Genomic DNA, 17,597 nt, shown 5'->3' on the forward strand with positions numbered 1-17,597 from the left:
CCCTCCGCGGAAAGACTCTGGATTGCTTCGCTGCGCTCGCAATGACGTGGAGGGAGTGGTGCCTCACCCCAACGCGTCCTCAATAGCACGCCGCCATCGCGCCGAGTTTCGGATAGAGCCGGTCGATTGCGGCGATCTCGCTTTTCATCTGGGCGATGATCCAGTCGCGGATCTCGACAGCGATGGGGCGCATCGGCCGGTTGCGCGGCGGCAGGAATTCGCAGAGGCGGCGCGTGGTGGTGAGGGTGTCGGAGGCCGGCACCAGCGCGCCGGTGAGAAGCCAGTGCGAGGCCACGGTCAGCCAGCCGAGCGCGATGCCCTGGCCGAGCAGCGCGGCCTGCACCACCACGGCATAGTCGGTGAAGCTCAGCGCCTTGGCCGCGCCGCGGCGCCCGGTGAGGAGCGATGCGTAGTCGGCGGCCCAGTCGCCCGGCGTCTCGGCAAGGCGGATGATGGTGTTGCCTTCAGCGGGATCGGTCTCGCCGAGATAGCCGGGGCTGCACATCGGCAGCATGACTTCCTTCATGATCAGCGTGCCGCCGGACGACGGCTCGTCGCGATCGCGAAAGCGCATGCCGAGATCGACATTGTCCACCGGCCCGCGCAGCGCGCCGGAGATCAGCTGGAAGCGGAGATCGACCTGCGGAAACTGCTTCTGGAGCTTGTCGATGCGCGGCATCAGCCAATGCGTGGTGAAGGCGGAGGAGACCGACAGCGTCACCGTCTCGGTGCCCTTGCGCCGCCGTTCGATTTCCACGAGGCCGCTCTCGATGCTGCGGAAGCCTTCGAGCACGCGGCGATACAAGAGTTCGCCTTCCTCGGTGAGCACCGCGCGTCCGGCCGTGCGATCGAACAGGCGAACGCCGAGATGCTCCTCGAGCTGGCCGAGCATCCGGCTCACCGCCGGCTGCGTGACGTTCAATTCTGCGGCCGCCGCGGTGAAGCTGCCATTGCGCGCCGCCGCGTCGAAGACGAACAGGGCGTTGCTGGACGGCAGCATGCGGCGCAGCTCGGGCATAACGTCATGTTATGAGCCGCGTGAGAATTTGGCAATTGCCGAGTTTTGCCAAGTCTGGTGTCATTGGCATGACAGCCCAAAAGACAGGGCTTGCGGAGGAAGATTTGGTGCGGTGCACGCTTCGTCCGTGAGTGCTCGGAATCCCTGTCTATAAAGCAGGCTTATGGCGCGCAGTGAGGCACGCCATCACACGGACGTGGCGAGGGTCGATCGTTGGACAAGCGAGCGGAAAGCGTCGAGATCAGGTCCGCGAGCAAGACGTACGGCGCGGTTCGCGCCCTCGATGACGTGTCCCTCAATGTCGGCGCGGGCGAGTTCGTCTCGCTGCTCGGTCCCTCCGGTTCCGGCAAGACCACACTGCTCGGCATTTTGGGCGGCTTCATCCTGCCATCGAGCGGAACAATTCTCTTCGGCGGCCGCGACGTCACCTGGATGCCGCCGCACAAGCGCGATCTCGGCGTCGTGTTCCAGAACTACGCGCTGTTCCCGCATATGAGCGTCGGCGAGAACGTCGCCTTTCCCTTGCGCGCGCGCCGGCTGCCGAAAGCGAGCTGGCCCGACAAGGTGCGCGCAGCGCTCGCGATGGTCGGCCTCGCCGGCTATGAGGCGCGCGGCATCGCGCAGCTCTCCGGCGGCCAGCGCCAGCGCGTGGCGCTGGCCCGCGCCATGATCTTCGAGCCGCGGCTGATCCTGATGGACGAGCCGCTCTCCGCGCTCGACAAGCAGCTGCGCGAATCCATGCAGATCGAGCTGCGCGCGCTGCACAAGCGCGTCGGCGCTACCATCATCTACGTCACCCATGACCAGCGTGAGGCGCTGACCATGAGCGATCGGGTCGCCGTGATGAAGGACGGCAGGCTGATCCAGATCGACGTGCCCGAGCGGTTGCACGATCATCCCGCAAATTCCTTTGTCGCGAGTTTCATCGGGGAAGCGACGATGCTGCCCGTTCGCCGCGTCGATGCGGCCTGCGTCGCGCTCGGCAATGCGCTGCTGCGCAGCGCCCGCGCCATTCCGGACGGCGATGCGCTGATGCTCGCCGTGCACAGCGAAAAACTGCTGATCGACGACGGCGTACAGGATGCCGCCTGCAACCGGCTGACCGGCACGGTCACCGACATCGTCTATCAGGGCGAGAGCCTGCGTGTCTTCCTGGCGCTGGAAGGCGGCATCGCGCTCAGCCTGCGCCAGCCGAGCTACCATCAGGCCTACAGCCGCATTCCGCCGCTCGGCGGCAGTCTCACCGTCACCCTTCACCCCGAGGACACCATCGTGGTGCCCAGGGTGGACTGAAGCCTTGTTGCAACCTGAGAGAAGAAACGAACATGTCGACCCAAGCCGCGTTCAGCAATTTCAAGGTTCTCACTTTCGACGTCGTCGGCACCTTGATCGATTTTGAGACCGGCGTGCTCGCCGCGGTGCGCAGGATCTCCGGCAAGACTCCAGCCGAGCTCAGCGACGACCAAATCTTCGAATCCTACAAGCGCGGTCGTGACAAGCATTACGAGCGCTCGAGCGAGGTGATGTTCCACGTCTACCGCCATCTCGCCAACGAGCTCGGGCTGCCGGCCGACGATGCGTCCTGCGACGTGTTCCAGCTCGCCGTGCTGCGCTGGGGGCCGTTCCCGGACTCGGTCGAGGCGCTCAAGCGCCTGCGCACCAAATTCCGGCTGGTCGCGATGACCAATGCCGACCGCGTTGCGCTCTCCTGTTACGCGCATGCGCTCGGCAATCCCTTCGACGACACGGTCTGCGCCGACGAGACCGGCGTGGCCAAGCCGAACCCGGAATTCTTCGCCTACAACAAGGGTCGTCAGTCCGCCTTCGGCTACAAGCAGTCCGACATCCTGCACGTCGCGCAGAGCCAGTACCACGACATCGGGATCGCGCGGAAGCTCGGCTACAAGGTGTGTTGGATCGAGCGCCGCCAGGGCATCGCCGGCTTCGGCGGCACGCCGGCGGTGGAGACGCTGACCAAGCCGGACTTCCATTATCCGACGCTGAAGGCGCTCGCCGATGCCGCCATCGGCCCGGCGGACTGAGTCCATGAGCGCGGGCATGACACGGGACTGGAGCGCGCTGCCGTCAGCCAACTCGCTGTGGGCCGCCACGGCCGAACCGGCGCGCGAGTTTCCGGTCCTGTCGGGCGAGCGGCAGGCAGATGTGGTGATCATCGGCGCGGGCTACACCGGCCTCTCCGCTGCGCACCACATCGCCAGAAGCGGGCTCGCGCCGGTCGTATTAGAGGCCAACCGCCCCGGCTGGGGCGCGAGCGGCCGCAATGGCGGGGTGATCACCGCAAAATTCCGCCTCTCGTTCCGCGAGATCGATGCCGTGCACGGCCGCGCCATGGCGCGGCGCATGTACGAGATCGCGCATGAATCGACTGACATGGTCGAAGAGCTCGTCTCCGAGTTCGGCATCGCCAGCGCAAACCTCACTCGCACCGGCCAGGTCAAGGCGGCGCATAACGAGACGACGCTCCGGGCCGCGATCGACGAAGCCAATTGGATGACGCGCGAGATGGGTGATGCGGAGGTCCGCATTCTCGACAAGCGCGGCGTGCGCGAGGAGACCGGCTCCGACATCTTTGTCGGCGGCGTGCTCAATCCCGGCTCGGGCGGCATTCATCCGCTGAACTATCTGCGCGGGCTTGCCGACGGCATCGCGCGCCGCGGCGTTGCCATCTTCCAGGAGTCGCCGGTGCTCAAACTCCGGCGGGAGAACGGCGAGATCGTCGCCGAGACGCCGAAAGGCGCGGTGCGCGCGAAGCAGGCCATCATCGCCACCAACAGCTATTCGGATCTGACCGATGCCACCGCGCAGATGCAGCGTACTCTGATCCCGTTCCGCAGCGCCATCGTTGCCACCGACAAGCTGCCGCGCAATCTTGCCGGAAAGCTGATGCCGACGGGGCGCACCTATACCGAGACCAAGCGCATGATGCGCTGGTTCCGCATGGTCGACAATCGCGTGATCTTCGGCGGCCGCGGCGCCTTCGGCAAGCAGGACTCGCAAGCCGCCTTCGATGCGTTGCGCAAGGCGATGGTCGGCATTTTTCCGGATCTCGCCGATATCCCGCTCGCCTACAAATGGTCGGGCCTCGTCGCGATGACGCTGGACCAGGTGCCGCATATCGGCCGGCTCGACGACCGCACGTTGGTCTCGATGGGCTACAATGGCGCCGGTGTCGCAATGTCGAGCCTGATGGGCCGCTATCTCGCCGCCTTCGTGCGCGGCGAGACGCCCGAGGTCGGCCTGCTCGATATCAGGCGCATGAAGGCGATTCCGTTCTATCCGCTGCGCGAGCCCGCCGTGCGCATGGTCGCCGGCTGGTACCAGTTTCTCGATGCGATCGGTCGGTGAGATCTATTTGGAGGAGGTGAGGATGACGACGAAGCAGAAGTTTGGATTTGGCTGCGCATTGCTTGGTGCAATCGGATTTACCACGGCTGCCGGTGCCGCCGAGCAGATCACCTTCGTCTCGCAGGGCGGTGCCTATCAGCAGGCCCAGACGGTGGCGATCCTCGATCCCTCCGCCAAGAAGCTCGGCATCACTATCAACCAGGACTCCATTCCCGACGCCTGGCCCGCGATCAAGACCCAGGTCGGCAGCGGTAAGCCGATCTGGGATGTCGTCGACACTCCGACCGGCTATTGCCTGCGCGGCGGCGAGCAGGGGCTGATCGAAAAGCTCGACTTCTCCAAGATTCCGAACGCAGCGGCGATGCCCGAGGCCTATCGCAGTCCCTATTCGGTGTCTTACGAATTCTATTCCAGCGTGCTGGCCTACAGCCAGAAGACGTTCCCGAAGGATGCGCCGAACAGCTGGGCGGATTTTTGGGACGTCAAGAAATTCCCCGGCCGCCGGGCGCTGCGCAACCACCCGATCGCCACGCTCGAGGCGGCGCTGATGGCGGACGGCGTCGCGCCCGACAAGCTCTATCCGCTCGACGTCGACCGCGCCTTCAAGAAGCTGGAAGAGATCAAGCCGCACATCACGGTATGGTGGACCTCGGGCGCGCAGTCGGCGCAGCTTCTCAACGACGGCGAAGTGGACATGGAGATGGCCTGGAACGGCCGCGTCAGCGCGGTCGCCAAGGAAGGCGCGCCTTCACCTACAACCAGGGCATCCTGCAGAGCACTTCGCTCTGCATCCTCAAGGGCGCGCCGAATCTCGCTACCGCGGTGAAGTTCCTCAACGAGGCCGTCGATCCCGTGCACCAGGCCAACCTGCCGCTCCACATCGACTACGGCCCCGGTAATCCGAAGGCGTTCGAGACCAGCGTGATCAAGCCCGAGCGCGCCGCGCAATTGCCGAGCGAGCCGGCCAATGCGGCCAAGCAGGCGCTGATGTCCTACGCCTGGTGGTCCTCGCCCGCGGGCGAAGCGGCCGAGAAGCGCTGGGCGTCGTTCATGCAGAAGTGAGTGAGGCAGCCTTGACGACATCCGTGTCCGATCCATCGCAGAAGCATCAGCGCCGCGAGCACGGCCTGATGCTGGCGCTGGTGTCGCCGGCGCTGCTGGTGATCTTGGCGCTCATCGTGCTGCCGGTCGGCTGGCTCGCCTGGCAGTCGGTCTACCACGACGGCTTCACGCTGGAGAATTATCGCCGCGTCTTCACCGAGGATGTCTATTGGCGCAGCTTTGCGCTGACCTTCGAGATCAGTCTCGCGGTCACGGGAATCGCGCTGCTGCTCGGCTATCCCGTGGCCTATCTTGCCAACTCGGTGCCGAAAGCGTGGAGCATCCTCATCCTGTCGCTGGTGGTGCTGCCGTTCTGGACCAGCGTGCTGGTCAGGGCCTATGCGTGGCTGGCGCTGCTGCAGCGCACCGGCGTGATCAACCAGTTCCTGCGCTATCTGGACGTGATCTCCGAGCCGCTCGCGTTGGTCCACAACACGTTCGGCACGGTGGTTGCGACGGTGCACATCCTGCTGCCGTTCATGGTGCTGCCGCTCTATGCCACCATGCAGAAGATCCCCGGCGATCTCATGCAGGCCGGCGCCAGCTTAGGGGCGAGCCCGTCGCTCACATTTTTCCGCGTGTTCCTGCCGCTGTCGCTGCCGGGCGTGCTCGCTGGCTGCACCATGGTGTTCGTGCTCTGCCTCGGCTTCTACATCACGCCGGAGCTGCTCGGCGGCGGCCGCACCGTGATGGTGTCGATGCTGGTGAGCCGCAATGTCGAGCTCTACAATCAGTTCGGGGCGGCCAGCGCGGTCGCGGTGGTGCTGCTCGTGAGCGTGCTCCTGATCTTCTTCGTCGTCAGCCGCTTCATCTCGCTCGATCGCGTGTTGGGGCAGAAATGATGCGCGCCTCGCCCGCACGGATTGCTCTCTACGTGATCAGCGCGCTGGTGCTGGTCTATCTGATCCTTCCCGTGCTGATCATCGCGCCGATCTCGTTCTCGAGCGCGCGGTTCCTGACTTTCCCGCCACCGTCGTTCTCGCTGCGCTGGTACCAGCAATATTTCGCCAACTCCGCCTGGATGCAGGCGACGCGGGTGACGCTGACGGTCGCGCTGCTGACTGTCGTGATCGCGACCCCGCTCGGCGTGGCCGCCGCCTATGCCATCAGCCAGTCGAAGCTGCGCATCATGCGCATCATTCACATGGCGCTGCTGCTGCCGCTGGTGGTGCCCATCATCATCACCGCGGTCGGCATCTTCTTCGTCTATGCCAAGGTCGGCCTGGTCGCGACCATGCCCGGCCTCGTGCTCGCGAACGTGATGCTGGGATTACCCTATGTCGTCATCTCGGTGCTCGCGGGCCTGCAGAGCTTCGACCCCGCGCAGGAGATAGTGGCGCGCAGCCTCGGCATGAACCGCCTGCGCAGCTTCTTCGCGGTGACGCTGCCGCAGATCAAGTCCAGCGTGCTCGCCGGCGGCATCTTCGCCTTCATCTCGGCGATGGACGAGACCATCGTCGCGCTGTTCATCTCCGGCGGCCAGTTCCAGCCGCTGACCAAGCGCATGTTCACCGCGCTTCGCGACGAGATCGACCCGACCATCGCCGCGATTTCGACGCTGATGACGGCAGCTTCCTTCATGCTGGTGCTACTGGCAAGCACGCGGCAGAAGAAGGGTGGGTGAGGCGAGTTATTGTCGTCCTGGCGAAAGCCAGGACCCATTACCCCAGGGAGTGTTTTGGCGAAGATTGGTCGTTCGGGACTAGTACCATCCGCAACCGAAAGACCTCGCGGTATGGGTCCTGGCCTTCGCCAGGACGACGGCTGAGTTTGTGGCGGGCCACACCCTCACCCCTTCGCCCCCAGCCACGCCAAAATCATCTCCACGATCTGGGTGCGGCTCTTCGCCAGCACCCCGGGTTCGCTGAGGTCGCGATCGAACAGCGCACCAAAGGTGTCGCGGTTGGCGACGCGGAAGAAGCAGTAGGAGGAGATGGCGAGGTGCAGGTCGATGGCGTCGACGTCGTCGCGGAAGACACCTTCGTCGCGGCCGCGCTTCAGGATGCCGTCGAGCGTCGCGATCACGCTGGCGTTGAGCTGGCGCAGCTGCGGGTTCTGCTTCAGATGCTTGCCATGGTGGATATTCTCGATGCTGACGAGGCGGATGAAGTCCGGATTGCGTTCGTCATGGTCGAAGGTGGCCTCGATCAGGCGGCGCAATCCCTCGCGGGCGTCGCAGCTTTCGATGTCGAGCTGGTCCTCCAGCGCGCGGATGCTGCGATAGGCCTCTTCGAGCACCGCGAGGTAGAGCTGCTCCTTGCCGCCGAAATAATAGTAGATCATCCGCTTCGACGTGCGTGTCCGGGCGGCGATGGCGTCGACCCGCGCGCCGGAATAGCCCTCGCGGGCGAATTCGGCCATCGCCACTTCGAGGATGTCGCGCTTGGTGCGCTCGGGGTCGTTGATGCGCTTCGATGGGAGCGGCATGCGTTCGAGCATCATCCCATGGCGAAATCGGCCGCCGTCTCGGCATGAATTGCCGTCGTGTCGAACGTCTCGACTGACGTGTCGTCCGGGCCGACCAGCATCGTGATCTCGGTACAGCCGAGGATGATGCACTCCGCGCCGGCGGTGACGAGCGCTGCCATCACCTCCTGATAGCGCCGGCGCGAGGGAGCGGTGACAGTTCCGAGGCACAGCTCATCGTAGATGATGCGGTTCACGTCGGCGCGCGCGTCGGCGGGAGGAACCAGGACGTCGAGATCATGCGCGCGCAGCCGGTCGATGTAAAAGTCCTGCTCCATCGTGAACTTCGTGCCGAGGAGCCCGAGGCGCCGGTACCCTTTGGCCCGGATGCGCTGCGCCGTTGCGTCCCCGATATGAATGAATGGAACGGTCAAGCTCGACATGATATCGGGTGCCAGTTTGTGCATCGTGTTCGTGCACAACACGATCGCACGGGCCCCGGCGCTTTCGAGCCGCCGTGCGACCTCCGCCAGGCTGGCCGCCGCCTCGCTCCAGCGATCGGCGTACTGCATTTCCTTGATCTGTTGAAAATCGTAGGAATACATCAGCAGCGGCGCCGAATGCAGCTTGCCCTTGCGGTCGCGGACCCGCTCATTGATGAGCTTATAGTAGAGCGCGGTGCTCTCCCAGCTCATGCCTCCAATCAGGCCGATGGTTTGCATTTCGGTCTCCAGACGAGTTGGTCCGGCCGGATCGTAGACGAAGACGTCGAAGCTCGCCATCATGATGGGAAAATTAGACGGGTTGGCGTGTGGCCCCTGGCGGACGCCGGGATTGCGTGGACGTGGTCTCAGAGCCCGATCAGTGCAAACGGCAAGGGCGGGCATGACGCCTGCGCAGGCGGCGAGAAGTCTTTCGATCTTGCGCGTCCTGTCGGCCTGTCCTACGCCAATTCCGCACATAATGGCGAGGCGCTCGGGCGCATCGCCAAAGCCTTGAGGGAGCCGTCATGACCATTCGCAACACCCGCACCGGGGGCCAGATCCTGATCGACCAGCTGGTCGCGCAAGGGGTCGAGCGCGTCACCTGCGTGCCGGGCGAGAGCTATCTGGCGGCGCTCGATGCGCTGCATGACAGCCCGATCGACGTCGTGATCTGCCGCGCCGAAGGTGGCGCCGCGATGATGGCGGAGGCCTATGGCAAGCTCACGGGCCGTCCGGGCGTCTGCTTCGTCACCCGCGGACCCGGCGCGACCAATGCCAGCCACGGCGTCCACATCGCGATGCAGGACTCGACGCCGATGATCCTGTTCGTCGGCCAGGTCGACACCGGCATGCGCGAGCGCGAGGCGTTCCAGGAGCTCGACTACAAGGCGGTGTTCGGCACCATGGCGAAATGGGCGGTCGAGATCGATCGCCCCGACCGCATTCCGGAGCTGGTGGCGCGCGCCTTCCGCGTCGCCATGCAGGGCCGCCCGGGTCCCGTGGTGATCTCGCTGCCCGAGAACATGCTGACCGAGACCGCGGCGGTTGCGGACGCTATGCGGATCGAGCCCGCGGCGAGCTGGCCGGCGCCGGCCGACATCGAAAAGCTCGGCGCCATGCTCGCCGGCGCCAAGGCACCGCTCGTCATCCTCGGCGGGTCGCGCTGGACCGACGAGGCGACCAGGAGCATCGCGCGGTTCGCCGAACGGTTCGACCTGCCGGTCGCGACCTCGTTCCGCCGGGCCTCGCTGATCGACGCCGACCATTCGCATTACGCCGGTGATCTCGGCATCGGGCCGAGCCCGGGGCTGAAGGCGCGCATCGAGGGCGCCGACGTCATTCTGCTCATCGGCGGCCGCATGTCGGAGATGCCGTCCTCGTCCTACACGCTGCTCGACATTCCGACCCCGCAGCAGAAGCTGATCCACGTGCATCCGGGCTCCGAGGAGCTCGGCCGCGTCTATCAGCCGGCCCTTGCGATCCAGGCGACGCCCGCCGCATTCGCCGCCGCGGTCGAAACGCTGCAGCCTTCCGGTGCGGTGGCCTGGAAGGGCGAGGCCGCGAAGGCACATGCCGATTATCTCGCCTGGACCGAAAAGGCGCGCGAGCTGCCGGGCAGGTTCCAGTACGGCCAGATCATGACCTGGCTGCGCGACCGCCTGCCGAAGGACGCGATCGTCTGCAACGGCGCCGGCAACTATGCCGGCTGGATCCATCGTCACCATCGCTTCCACAGCTTTGCCGCGCAGCTTGCGCCGACCTCGGGCTCGATGGGCTATGGCGTGCCGGCGGGCGTGCTGGCAAAACGGCAATACCCGGATCGCGTCGTCGTCGCCTTTGCCGGCGACGGCTGCTTCCTGATGAACGGCCAGGAGTTCGCGACCGCCGTGCAGTATGACGCGCCGCTGATCGTCATCGTCGTCGACAATTCGCAATACGGCACCATCCGCATGCACCAGGAGCGCGACTATCCCGGCCGCGTCGTCGGCACCCAGCTCAAGAACCCCGATTTCGCGATGTACGCGAAGGCGTTCGGCGGCCATGGCGAGCGCGTCGAGCGCACCGAGGAGTTCGCACCCGCGTTCGAGCGCGCGCTCGCCTCGGGCAAGCCGTCCATCCTCCACTGCATCATCGATCCGCGCGCGATCTCGGTCGGCAAGGATTTTGTGCCAGCGGTGAAGGCTTAAGCGATGGCGGCCGGCCGCCACGTCGCCATCATCGGCGCCGGCGCGGTCGGCGTGATCAGCGCCATCGAAGCGCTGCGCGAGGGCCATCGCGTCACGTTGATCGATCCGGGCGAGCCCGGTGGCGAGCAGGCGGCGAGCTATGGCAATGCCGGCTGGCTGTCATCGCATTCGGTGATCCCGCCGGCCGAGCCGGGCGTCTGGAAGAAGGTGCCGGGTTATCTGATAGACCCGCTCGGCCCGCTCGCGATCCGCTGGTCTTATCTGCCGAAGGCGCTGCCTTGGTTGATCAAGTATTTGCTCGCGGGCTGGACCGAGGCGCGGGTCGAGAAGACGGCGTTTGCGCTGCGTGATCTGCTGAAGGACGCACCGCTGCTGCACAAGAAGCTCGCGGAGGAGGCGGGCGTGCCTGAATTGATCGAGCGCAACGGTGTGATGCACGTGTTCCCATCGCGCGGCAATTTCGACAACGATCTCGGCTGGCGCCTGCGCAAGAAGGTCGGTGTCGAATGGCTCGAGCTCAACGCCGATGAGATGCGCCAGCGCGAGCCCGACCTGCATCCGCGCTACACCTTTGGCGTGGTGGTGGAGGAGGCCGGCCGCTGCCGCAATCCCGGTGCCTATGTCGCGGCCCTCGCGCAACATGCGCTGGCAAGCGGTGCGAAGCACGTGCGGGCCAAGGCAACGGGCCTCAAGCTCTCGGGCAACACGCTCGTCGCCGTCGTCACCGAGAGCGGCGAGATCCCTTGCGATGCCGCCGTGGTTGCGGCGGGCGCCCGCTCGAAGCAATTGACTGCATCGGTCGGTGATCCGCTGCCGCTCGAGACCGAGCGTGGCTATCACGTCATGATCGAGAACCCGGAATCTGGGCCGCGCAGCTCGATGATGGCGTCAGATGCGAAGATGGTGGTGAACTGGACCGACAAGGGCCTGCGCGCCGCCGGCACGGTCGAGATCGCCGGCTTAGAGGTCGCGCCGAACTGGAAGCGTGCCGAGATTCTGCGCAACCACCTCATCAGCATGTTCCCAAAACTGCCGAAGGACATTCCGGCCTCGCGCATCAAAACCTGGTTCGGTCATCGTCCGAGCATGCCGGATGGACGGCCCTGCATCGGCTATGCGCGGGCCTCGCGCGACATCGTCTATGCCTTCGGCCATGGCCATGTCGGCCTGGTCGGCTCGGCGCGCACCGGCCGTCTCGTCGCGCAGCTTCTCAGCGGCAAGCAGCCTGAGATCCCGCTCGCGCCGTTCGCACCCGATCGTTTCCTCTGAGAACGCACCATGACCCATCCAGCCAATTCGTCCTCCCGCATCGCCCGTGGCGGCAAGGCCATCTATGGCGCGCCGCTCGGCATTTTGATGCTGGAAGCGCGCTTTCCTCGCGTTCCCGGCGACATGGGCAACGGCACGACCTGGCCGTTCCCCGTGCTGTATCGCGTGGTGAGCGGCGCCTCGCCGAAGAGGGTGGTGCTGAAGGGCGCGGCCGGCCTGCTGCCTGATTTCATCGATGCGGCCAAGGATCTGGTGCGGCTCGGGGCCGAAGCGATCACCACCAATTGCGGCTTCCTGTCGCTGTTCCAGAAGGAGATCGCGGCCGCCGTCGGCGTGCCGGTTGCGACCTCCTCGCTGTTGCAGGTGCCGTGGGTGCAGGCGACCTTGCCGCCGGGCAAGCGCGTCGGCCTCGTCACGGTATCCGGCTCGACGCTCTCACCCGCCCATCTCGAAGGTGCCGGCGTGCCGCTCGATACGCCGCTGGTCGGCACCGAGAACGGTAAGGAATTCTTCCGCGTCCTGATCAAGGCCGAGAAGGACGACATGGACGTCGTGCAGGCCGAGCGCGACGTTGTTGAGGCCGGCAAGGCGCTCGTCGCTGGGAACCCGGATGTCGGCGCCATCGTGCTCGAATGCACCAACATGCCGCCTTATGCGGCCGCGCTTCAGGCCGAGGTTGGATTGCCGGTTTACGACATCTATTCCATGATCACCTGGTTTCATGCTGGACTGCGCCCGCGCGTTTTTGCGTGAACGCGTTCGTGAGATCGTCACAAGTTCTGGAGTGAGCCCATGAAATTATCCGGCAAGGTCGCCGTCATCACCGGCGCGGCGCGCGGCATCGGCAAGGCCTGCGCGAAGAGATTCTTGGACGACGGCGTCAAGGTGGTCATCTCCGACGTCGACACGGATGCGCTCGAGAAGACGGTCAACGAGCTGGGCAAGCCCAAGGAGCTGTATGCCCTGCCGTGCCACGTCGCGCGGCGCGCGGACGTCGATCGCGCGGTCGCCACAGCAGTCCGGGAGTTCGGCCGGCTCGACATCATGGTCAACAACGCGGGCGTGGCCCGCAACCAGGACATTCTCGACATCTCTGAGCAGGATTTCGACGAGGTCATCGGCATCAATCTGAAAGGTGCGTTCTTCGGCGTGCAGGCCGCCGCGAAGCAGATGATCGCGCAGGGCGGAGGGGGCGTCATCATCAACATGTCCTCGGTGAACGCGCTGCTGGCGATTCCGACGCTTGCGACCTACGCCATCTCCAAGGGTGGCATGAAGCAACTGACGTCGGTGGCCGCCGTCGCGCTCGCGCCGCACAACATCCGCGTCGTCGCGGTCGGGCCGGGCACGATCCTGACCGATATGGTGGCCTCGGCGATCTATACGTCCGAGGATGCGCGCAAGACCGTGTTGTCGCGCACGCCAGCAGGCCGCGGCGGCGAGCCGAGCGAGGTGGCGTCGGTGGTGGCGTTTCTTGCCAGTGACGATGCGTCCTACATCACCGGGCAGACGATCTATCCAGATGGCGGCCGGCTGATCCTGAATTACACGGTGCCGGTGAGGGAGAAGTAGGGCTGGGAAGGTCGTCCCACACTCGCTGTCATCGCCCGGCTTGACCGGGCGATCCAGTACTCCGAGACAGCAGTGATAGAACCGATGGGCCGCGGCGTACTGGATGCCCCGCCCCCGTGCGCAATTGCGCACTAGGCGGGGCATGACAGCGGTGGTTGTGCAGCCAGCTCGCCCTTCACTCCGCCGCGACCGTCATGCCGTGGCCGAGCCGCTTCGAGATGGCGCCGGCGCAGTCGCGCAGCGCATGGGCGATCGGGCTGTCCCAGCGTGCGTCGAAGGTGCCTTCCGGGCCCATCGCGGTGATGACCAGCGCGACATGGCCGGAATGATCGAACACCGGTGCTGAGAACGCATTGACGCCGGGCAGGGGATCGCCGAGCGCGCGGGCGAGACCGTGCTTGCGCGCTTCAGCGAGCATCTCGGCGACCTTCGCGCCTTTCACCGCGCGCTTGGGATTGTAGCCGACGCCGTGGCGGTCGAGGCCGCTTTCGAGCGCGGCATTGATGGTCTTCTCCGGCAGGAAGGCGGCGAAGGCGCGGCCGGTCGCGGTCTCCAGCAGCGCCATCACCGAGCCGGCCCGCATCACGATGTGGACGGGATGGGCCGGCTCTTCCAGTTGCACCACGGTCGGACCGTGCGTGCCCCAGACCGCGAGCGAGACCGCGTGGCCGATCTGGCTCGCGAGCGCCGCGATCTTGGGACGTGCGATGCGCACGCCGGAGAGGCGGCGCAGGCTGATCAGGCCGAGCTCCAGCGCCAGCGCGCCGATCTCGTAGCGGCCGGTGGTCTCGTCCTGCTCGATCAGCCCGATGCGGGAGAAGCTGGCGAGATAAGGATGCGCCTTGGCCGGCGTCATGCCGGCCTCGCGGGCGAGATCGCGCAGCATCATCGGCTCGCCGCTCCTTGCGAGCGCACGGAGCAGTTCTCCGCCGACCTCGATCGACTGGATGCCGCGGCTTTCCCTCTTCATGCGCCTCCTGGCGTGCGTCCGCTTAGGCCGCCTTGCGCTTGGCGGCGCTGTCGGCAAGGTGTCGTCCGGCAATGTAGCCGAAGGTCAGCGCCGGCCCAAGCGTGATGCCAGCGCCGGGATAATTGCCGCCCATGATGCTCGCCATGTCGTTGCCGGCGGCATAGAGCCCGGGAATCACACGGCCTTCGGCGTCGAGCGCCCGCGCGTTCTCGTCGGTGACGATGCCCGCATAGGTGCCGAGATCGCCGATCACCATCTTGATGGCGTAGAACGGCCCGTTCTCGATCGGTGCGACGCAGGGGTTCGGGCCGTGCAGAGCGTCGCCCTGATAGCGATTATAGGCCTTCGAGCCCTTGCCGAAGGCGGCATCGTGGCCTTGCGGCGCGGTCGTATTGAATTGCTTGACGGTCTCGGTGAACGCCTTGGCATCGATGCCGGCCTTCGCTGCCAGTGCATCCAGCGTATCACCACGCAACAGATAGCCGGTATTCAAGTGATGGCCGAGCGGCATCGGGAACGGCGGCACGCAGCCGAGGCCATATTTGCGCAGCGTCTTGTGATCGCAGACGAGGAAGGCGGCAATCTCCTCGCCGGGCTTGGCCGCCTTCACCATGGCCTGGACGAAGTCGTGATAGGAATTGCCTTCATTGGCAAAACGCCTGCCATCGCGCATCACCGCGATCACGCCGGGCTTGGCGCGGTCGATGAAATGCGGCATCACGCCCTTGGAGCCGTCTTTGCGCGTGGTCAGCGACACCGGCACCCAGGCGGCTGCGTTCGGCAGGCGATCCTCGACATGCCCGCCGGCGTTTTCCGCAAGGCGCAGACCGTCACCGGTGTTGCCGGCCGGTCCCGGCGAATAGTGCTCACTGCCGGTCGGCGCGTGCGGAAACATCTTTCTGCGCCGCTCGACATCGTGCGGGAAGCCGCCGCAAGCGAGCACGACGCCATGGCGCGCGCGGACGCGCAGGTCGCGTCCCTCACGCGAAACGATCGCGCCGGTGACGGCGCCATTCTCGACCGTCAGCTCGCGCACCGGCGAGGACAGCCACATTGGAATTTTGAGATCGAGCGCGGATTTCGCCAGCCGTCCTGCGAGCGCATTGCCGTTGGTCAAGGTCATGCCGCGGCCGTAGCGCAGCACATCCATGAAATGCCGCGACAGGCGCTTGGCGACATAGACCGCGGAGGTCAGCGACTTCGTGACGCGCATGAAGTGGATGATCTCCTTGCCGGAGCCTAACATCATGCCGAACACGGTGAGCTCGGGCAGCGGCATGCCCAGCGTCTTGATGTGATCGCCGAGCTCGCGGCCGTCGAACGGGCGCGTCACCATGGAGCGGCCGCCCTGCGCGCCGCCGGGCGCCTCGGCATGGTAGTCGGGAAACACCAGCGGCATGTCGAAGCGGAGCGCGGTCTTGGTGGTGAAGAAATCGACCGCTTCGGGGCCGGCGCTCAGGAATGCGTCGACGCGTGCGGCATCAAAGTTGTTGCCGGCCTCGTGCCGCAGATAGGTGCGGGCCTGCTCCGGTGTTTCCTCGATGCCGTAAGCCTTGGCAAGAGAGGTGCCGGGGATCCAGAGCCAGCCGCCGGAGCGGGCGGTGGTGCCGCCGAAGCGCGGCTCCTTCTCGACGATGAGCACGTCGAGGCCGCGAGAACGCGCGGTGATCGCCGCCGACATGCCGGAGGCGCCTGATCCGGCCACGAGCACATCGCACTCGTAAGTCTCAATTGCGCTATGCTCGGTGCCGGTCATGCGGGCCTCACTTCTTCAGCAGTGGACATTTGGACTCGGAGACCGGGCGGAAGGCGTCCTCGCCCTTCACGGTCTTGACGATGTCCAGATAGTCCCACGGCTCCTTGGACTGCTCGGGCTTTTTCACCTTGGCGAGATACATGTCGCGGATGACGCGGCCGTCCTCGCGCAACTTGCCGCCATGGACGAATGTATCCTCGATCGGCAGCTCGCGCATCTTGGCCATCACCTTGGCGGAATCGTCGGTTCCGGCGGCCTTGATGGCCTTGAGATAATGCAGCACCGAGCCGTAGACGCCGGTCTGGATCATGGTCGGCATCACCTTGGTGCGTTCGTAGAACTTCTTCGACCAGGCGCGGGTCGCCTCGTCCATCGCCCAGTAGGAGGCCGTGGTCATGTAGGTGCCCTGCGCGGCCTTGAGGCCGATCGCGTGCACGTCGGTGTCGAACATCAACAGGCCGACCAGCTTCTGGCCGCCCTGCACGAGGCCGAATTCGCCCGACTGCTTGATGGCGTTGTCGGTGTCCTGGCCGGCATTGGCGAACGCAACCACGTCGGATTTCGAGCTCTGCGCCTGGAGCGCGAAGGAGGAGAAATCGGCGGTGTTGGTCGGATGCTTGACGCCGCCGAGCACCTTGCCGCCCATCTCGTTGATGAAGCGGGTTGCGTCCCTCTCGAGCTGCTGGCCGAAGGCGTAGTCGGCGGTGATGAAGTACCAGGATTTGCCGCCCTCCTTGATCACGGCGGAGGCCGTCACCTTCGATAGCGCATAGGTGTCGTAGGTGAAATGCACGGTGTTGGGGCTGCACAGCTCGTCGGTCAGCGAGCTTGCACCGGGGCCCGAGAGCAGGGCGACCTTGCCCCGCTCGCGCACCATGTTGTGCACGGCGATCGCGATGCCGGAATTGGGAATGTCGACGACGGCATCGACCTTGCCGTTGTCGAACCAGCCGCGCACGATCTGCACCCCGACATCGGTCTTCATCTGGTGGTCGGCGCTGATGATCTCGATCGGCTTGCCGAGCACTGTCGGGCCGAATTCCTCCACCGCCATCTTCGCCGCTTCGACAGAGCCCGGCCCGCTGTTGTCGCGGCCCCAGCTCGACAGATCCGTCAGCACGCCGATGCGCACCACGTCATCGGAGACTTGCGCGGTGGCCGCTGTGGTCATGGCTGCTGAAGTCATGGCCGCGAGCATGGCGCAGGCCAGAAGCCCTTTCATTGTGGTTCCCTCTCTTATGGGCCGCTTGGTGCGGCGGGTTGTTCTGGCGGTAAGTTAGATATTGACGAATGAGTTTGTCAATAATGAATAATTGGATGAGAGCCGATAGGGGGCGCGGCTGCTTCGGCATCGTCATGTATGGACGGCCCCCTCTCGGCAAGGGCTTTTTGGTGCTTCAGCAAATGAATCGGGGAGCGGTCATGTATACGGCCTCGAGAAGCGGCCATTGACCGCGGGCCCTGATGG

The 17,597-nt window shown here is 65.4% G+C and carries 15 protein-coding genes and 1 pseudogene; 10 read left to right on the forward strand and 6 right to left on the reverse strand.

The features are described 5' to 3' along the window. Positions 1 to 79 precede the first annotated feature (79 nt). Positions 80 to 1,018, reverse strand: coding sequence for a LysR family transcriptional regulator (locus tag AAE027_RS13520; RefSeq protein ID WP_370988465.1), 939 nt, complete (start codon positions 1,016 to 1,018; stop codon positions 80 to 82). Positions 1,019 to 1,231: 213 nt separating this feature from the next. Between AAE027_RS13520 and AAE027_RS13525 the strand changes: the two genes are divergently transcribed. From AAE027_RS13525 to AAE027_RS13550, 6 genes and pseudogenes are all read left to right on the forward strand, one after another. After that, positions 1,232 to 2,311, forward strand: coding sequence for an ABC transporter ATP-binding protein (locus AAE027_RS13525; RefSeq protein ID WP_370988466.1), 1,080 nt, complete (start codon positions 1,232 to 1,234; stop codon positions 2,309 to 2,311). A 32-nt stretch (positions 2,312 to 2,343) separates the two neighbouring features. After that, positions 2,344 to 3,060, forward strand: a complete 717-nt coding sequence (locus AAE027_RS13530; RefSeq protein ID WP_370988467.1) for an HAD family hydrolase — start codon at positions 2,344 to 2,346, stop codon at positions 3,058 to 3,060. Positions 3,061 to 3,076: 16 nt separating this feature from the next. Next, the gene (locus AAE027_RS13535) at positions 3,077 to 4,384 is read left to right on the forward strand and encodes an NAD(P)/FAD-dependent oxidoreductase (protein ID WP_479714219.1); all 1,308 of its coding nucleotides are present in this window, start codon (positions 3,077 to 3,079) and stop codon (positions 4,382 to 4,384) included. 22 nt (positions 4,385 to 4,406) lie between these two features. Beyond that, positions 4,407 to 5,446 (forward strand): annotated as a pseudogene (locus AAE027_RS13540) (ABC transporter substrate-binding protein). A gap of 68 nt (positions 5,447 to 5,514) precedes the next feature. After that, complete coding sequence (locus AAE027_RS13545; protein ID WP_370988490.1) at positions 5,515 to 6,327, forward strand: ABC transporter permease; 813 nt, start codon at positions 5,515 to 5,517, stop codon at positions 6,325 to 6,327. Beyond that, the gene (locus AAE027_RS13550; protein WP_370988470.1) at positions 6,324 to 7,109 is read left to right on the forward strand and encodes an ABC transporter permease; all 786 of its coding nucleotides are present in this window, start codon (positions 6,324 to 6,326) and stop codon (positions 7,107 to 7,109) included. Before AAE027_RS13545 ends, AAE027_RS13550 begins: the two co-directional genes overlap by 4 nt. A 164-nt stretch (positions 7,110 to 7,273) precedes the next feature. On the opposite strand, the gene AAE027_RS13555 is transcribed toward AAE027_RS13550, so the two are convergent. After that, positions 7,274 to 7,924: a TetR/AcrR family transcriptional regulator gene (locus tag AAE027_RS13555; RefSeq protein WP_370988491.1), complete on the reverse strand. Its 651-nt coding sequence runs from the start codon at positions 7,922 to 7,924 to the stop codon at positions 7,274 to 7,276. Continuing rightward, positions 7,924 to 8,613, reverse strand: a complete 690-nt coding sequence (locus AAE027_RS13560) for an aspartate/glutamate racemase family protein (protein ID WP_370988492.1) — start codon at positions 8,611 to 8,613, stop codon at positions 7,924 to 7,926. The genes AAE027_RS13555 and AAE027_RS13560 overlap by 1 nt, the downstream gene beginning before the upstream one ends. Before the next feature lie 287 nt (positions 8,614 to 8,900). Here AAE027_RS13560 and AAE027_RS13565 point away from each other — a divergent pair, with 287 nt between their 5' ends. The 4 genes from AAE027_RS13565 to AAE027_RS13580 are packed head-to-tail and all read left to right on the forward strand — an operon-like array spanning position 8,901 to position 13,403. After that, a complete protein-coding gene (locus AAE027_RS13565; protein ID WP_370988471.1) occupies positions 8,901 to 10,562 on the forward strand; it encodes a thiamine pyrophosphate-binding protein in 1,662 nt (553 codons plus the stop codon). A gap of 3 nt (positions 10,563 to 10,565) precedes the next feature. Then, positions 10,566 to 11,831, forward strand: a complete 1,266-nt coding sequence (locus tag AAE027_RS13570) for an NAD(P)/FAD-dependent oxidoreductase (RefSeq protein ID WP_370988472.1) — start codon at positions 10,566 to 10,568, stop codon at positions 11,829 to 11,831. 9 nt (positions 11,832 to 11,840) lie between these two features. After that, positions 11,841 to 12,584, forward strand: coding sequence for an aspartate/glutamate racemase family protein (locus tag AAE027_RS13575; RefSeq protein ID WP_370988473.1), 744 nt, complete (start codon positions 11,841 to 11,843; stop codon positions 12,582 to 12,584). Between the two features lie 39 nt (positions 12,585 to 12,623). After that, positions 12,624 to 13,403 carry an SDR family NAD(P)-dependent oxidoreductase gene (locus tag AAE027_RS13580; protein ID WP_091879761.1) on the forward strand — a complete coding sequence of 260 codons (780 nt, stop codon included), beginning with the start codon at positions 12,624 to 12,626 and terminating at the stop codon, positions 13,401 to 13,403. Positions 13,404 to 13,578: 175 nt separating this feature from the next. Here the strand turns inward: AAE027_RS13580 and AAE027_RS13585 are convergent, their stop codons facing one another. From AAE027_RS13585 to AAE027_RS13595, 3 genes are read right to left on the reverse strand one after another with little or no spacing between them, the layout of a single operon-like run. Next, complete coding sequence (locus AAE027_RS13585; RefSeq protein WP_370988474.1) at positions 13,579 to 14,373, reverse strand: IclR family transcriptional regulator; 795 nt, start codon at positions 14,371 to 14,373, stop codon at positions 13,579 to 13,581. Positions 14,374 to 14,395: 22 nt separating this feature from the next. Next, positions 14,396 to 16,129: an FAD-dependent oxidoreductase gene (locus AAE027_RS13590; RefSeq protein WP_370988475.1), complete on the reverse strand. Its 1,734-nt coding sequence runs from the start codon at positions 16,127 to 16,129 to the stop codon at positions 14,396 to 14,398. A 7-nt stretch (positions 16,130 to 16,136) separates the two neighbouring features. After that, positions 16,137 to 17,351, reverse strand: a complete 1,215-nt coding sequence (locus AAE027_RS13595) for an ABC transporter substrate-binding protein (protein ID WP_370988476.1) — start codon at positions 17,349 to 17,351, stop codon at positions 16,137 to 16,139. Positions 17,352 to 17,597 lie beyond the last annotated feature (246 nt).

Source organism: Bradyrhizobium sp. DN3, assembly GCF_041357655.1.
In the GTDB taxonomy this organism is placed as follows: domain Bacteria; phylum Pseudomonadota; class Alphaproteobacteria; order Rhizobiales; family Xanthobacteraceae; genus Bradyrhizobium.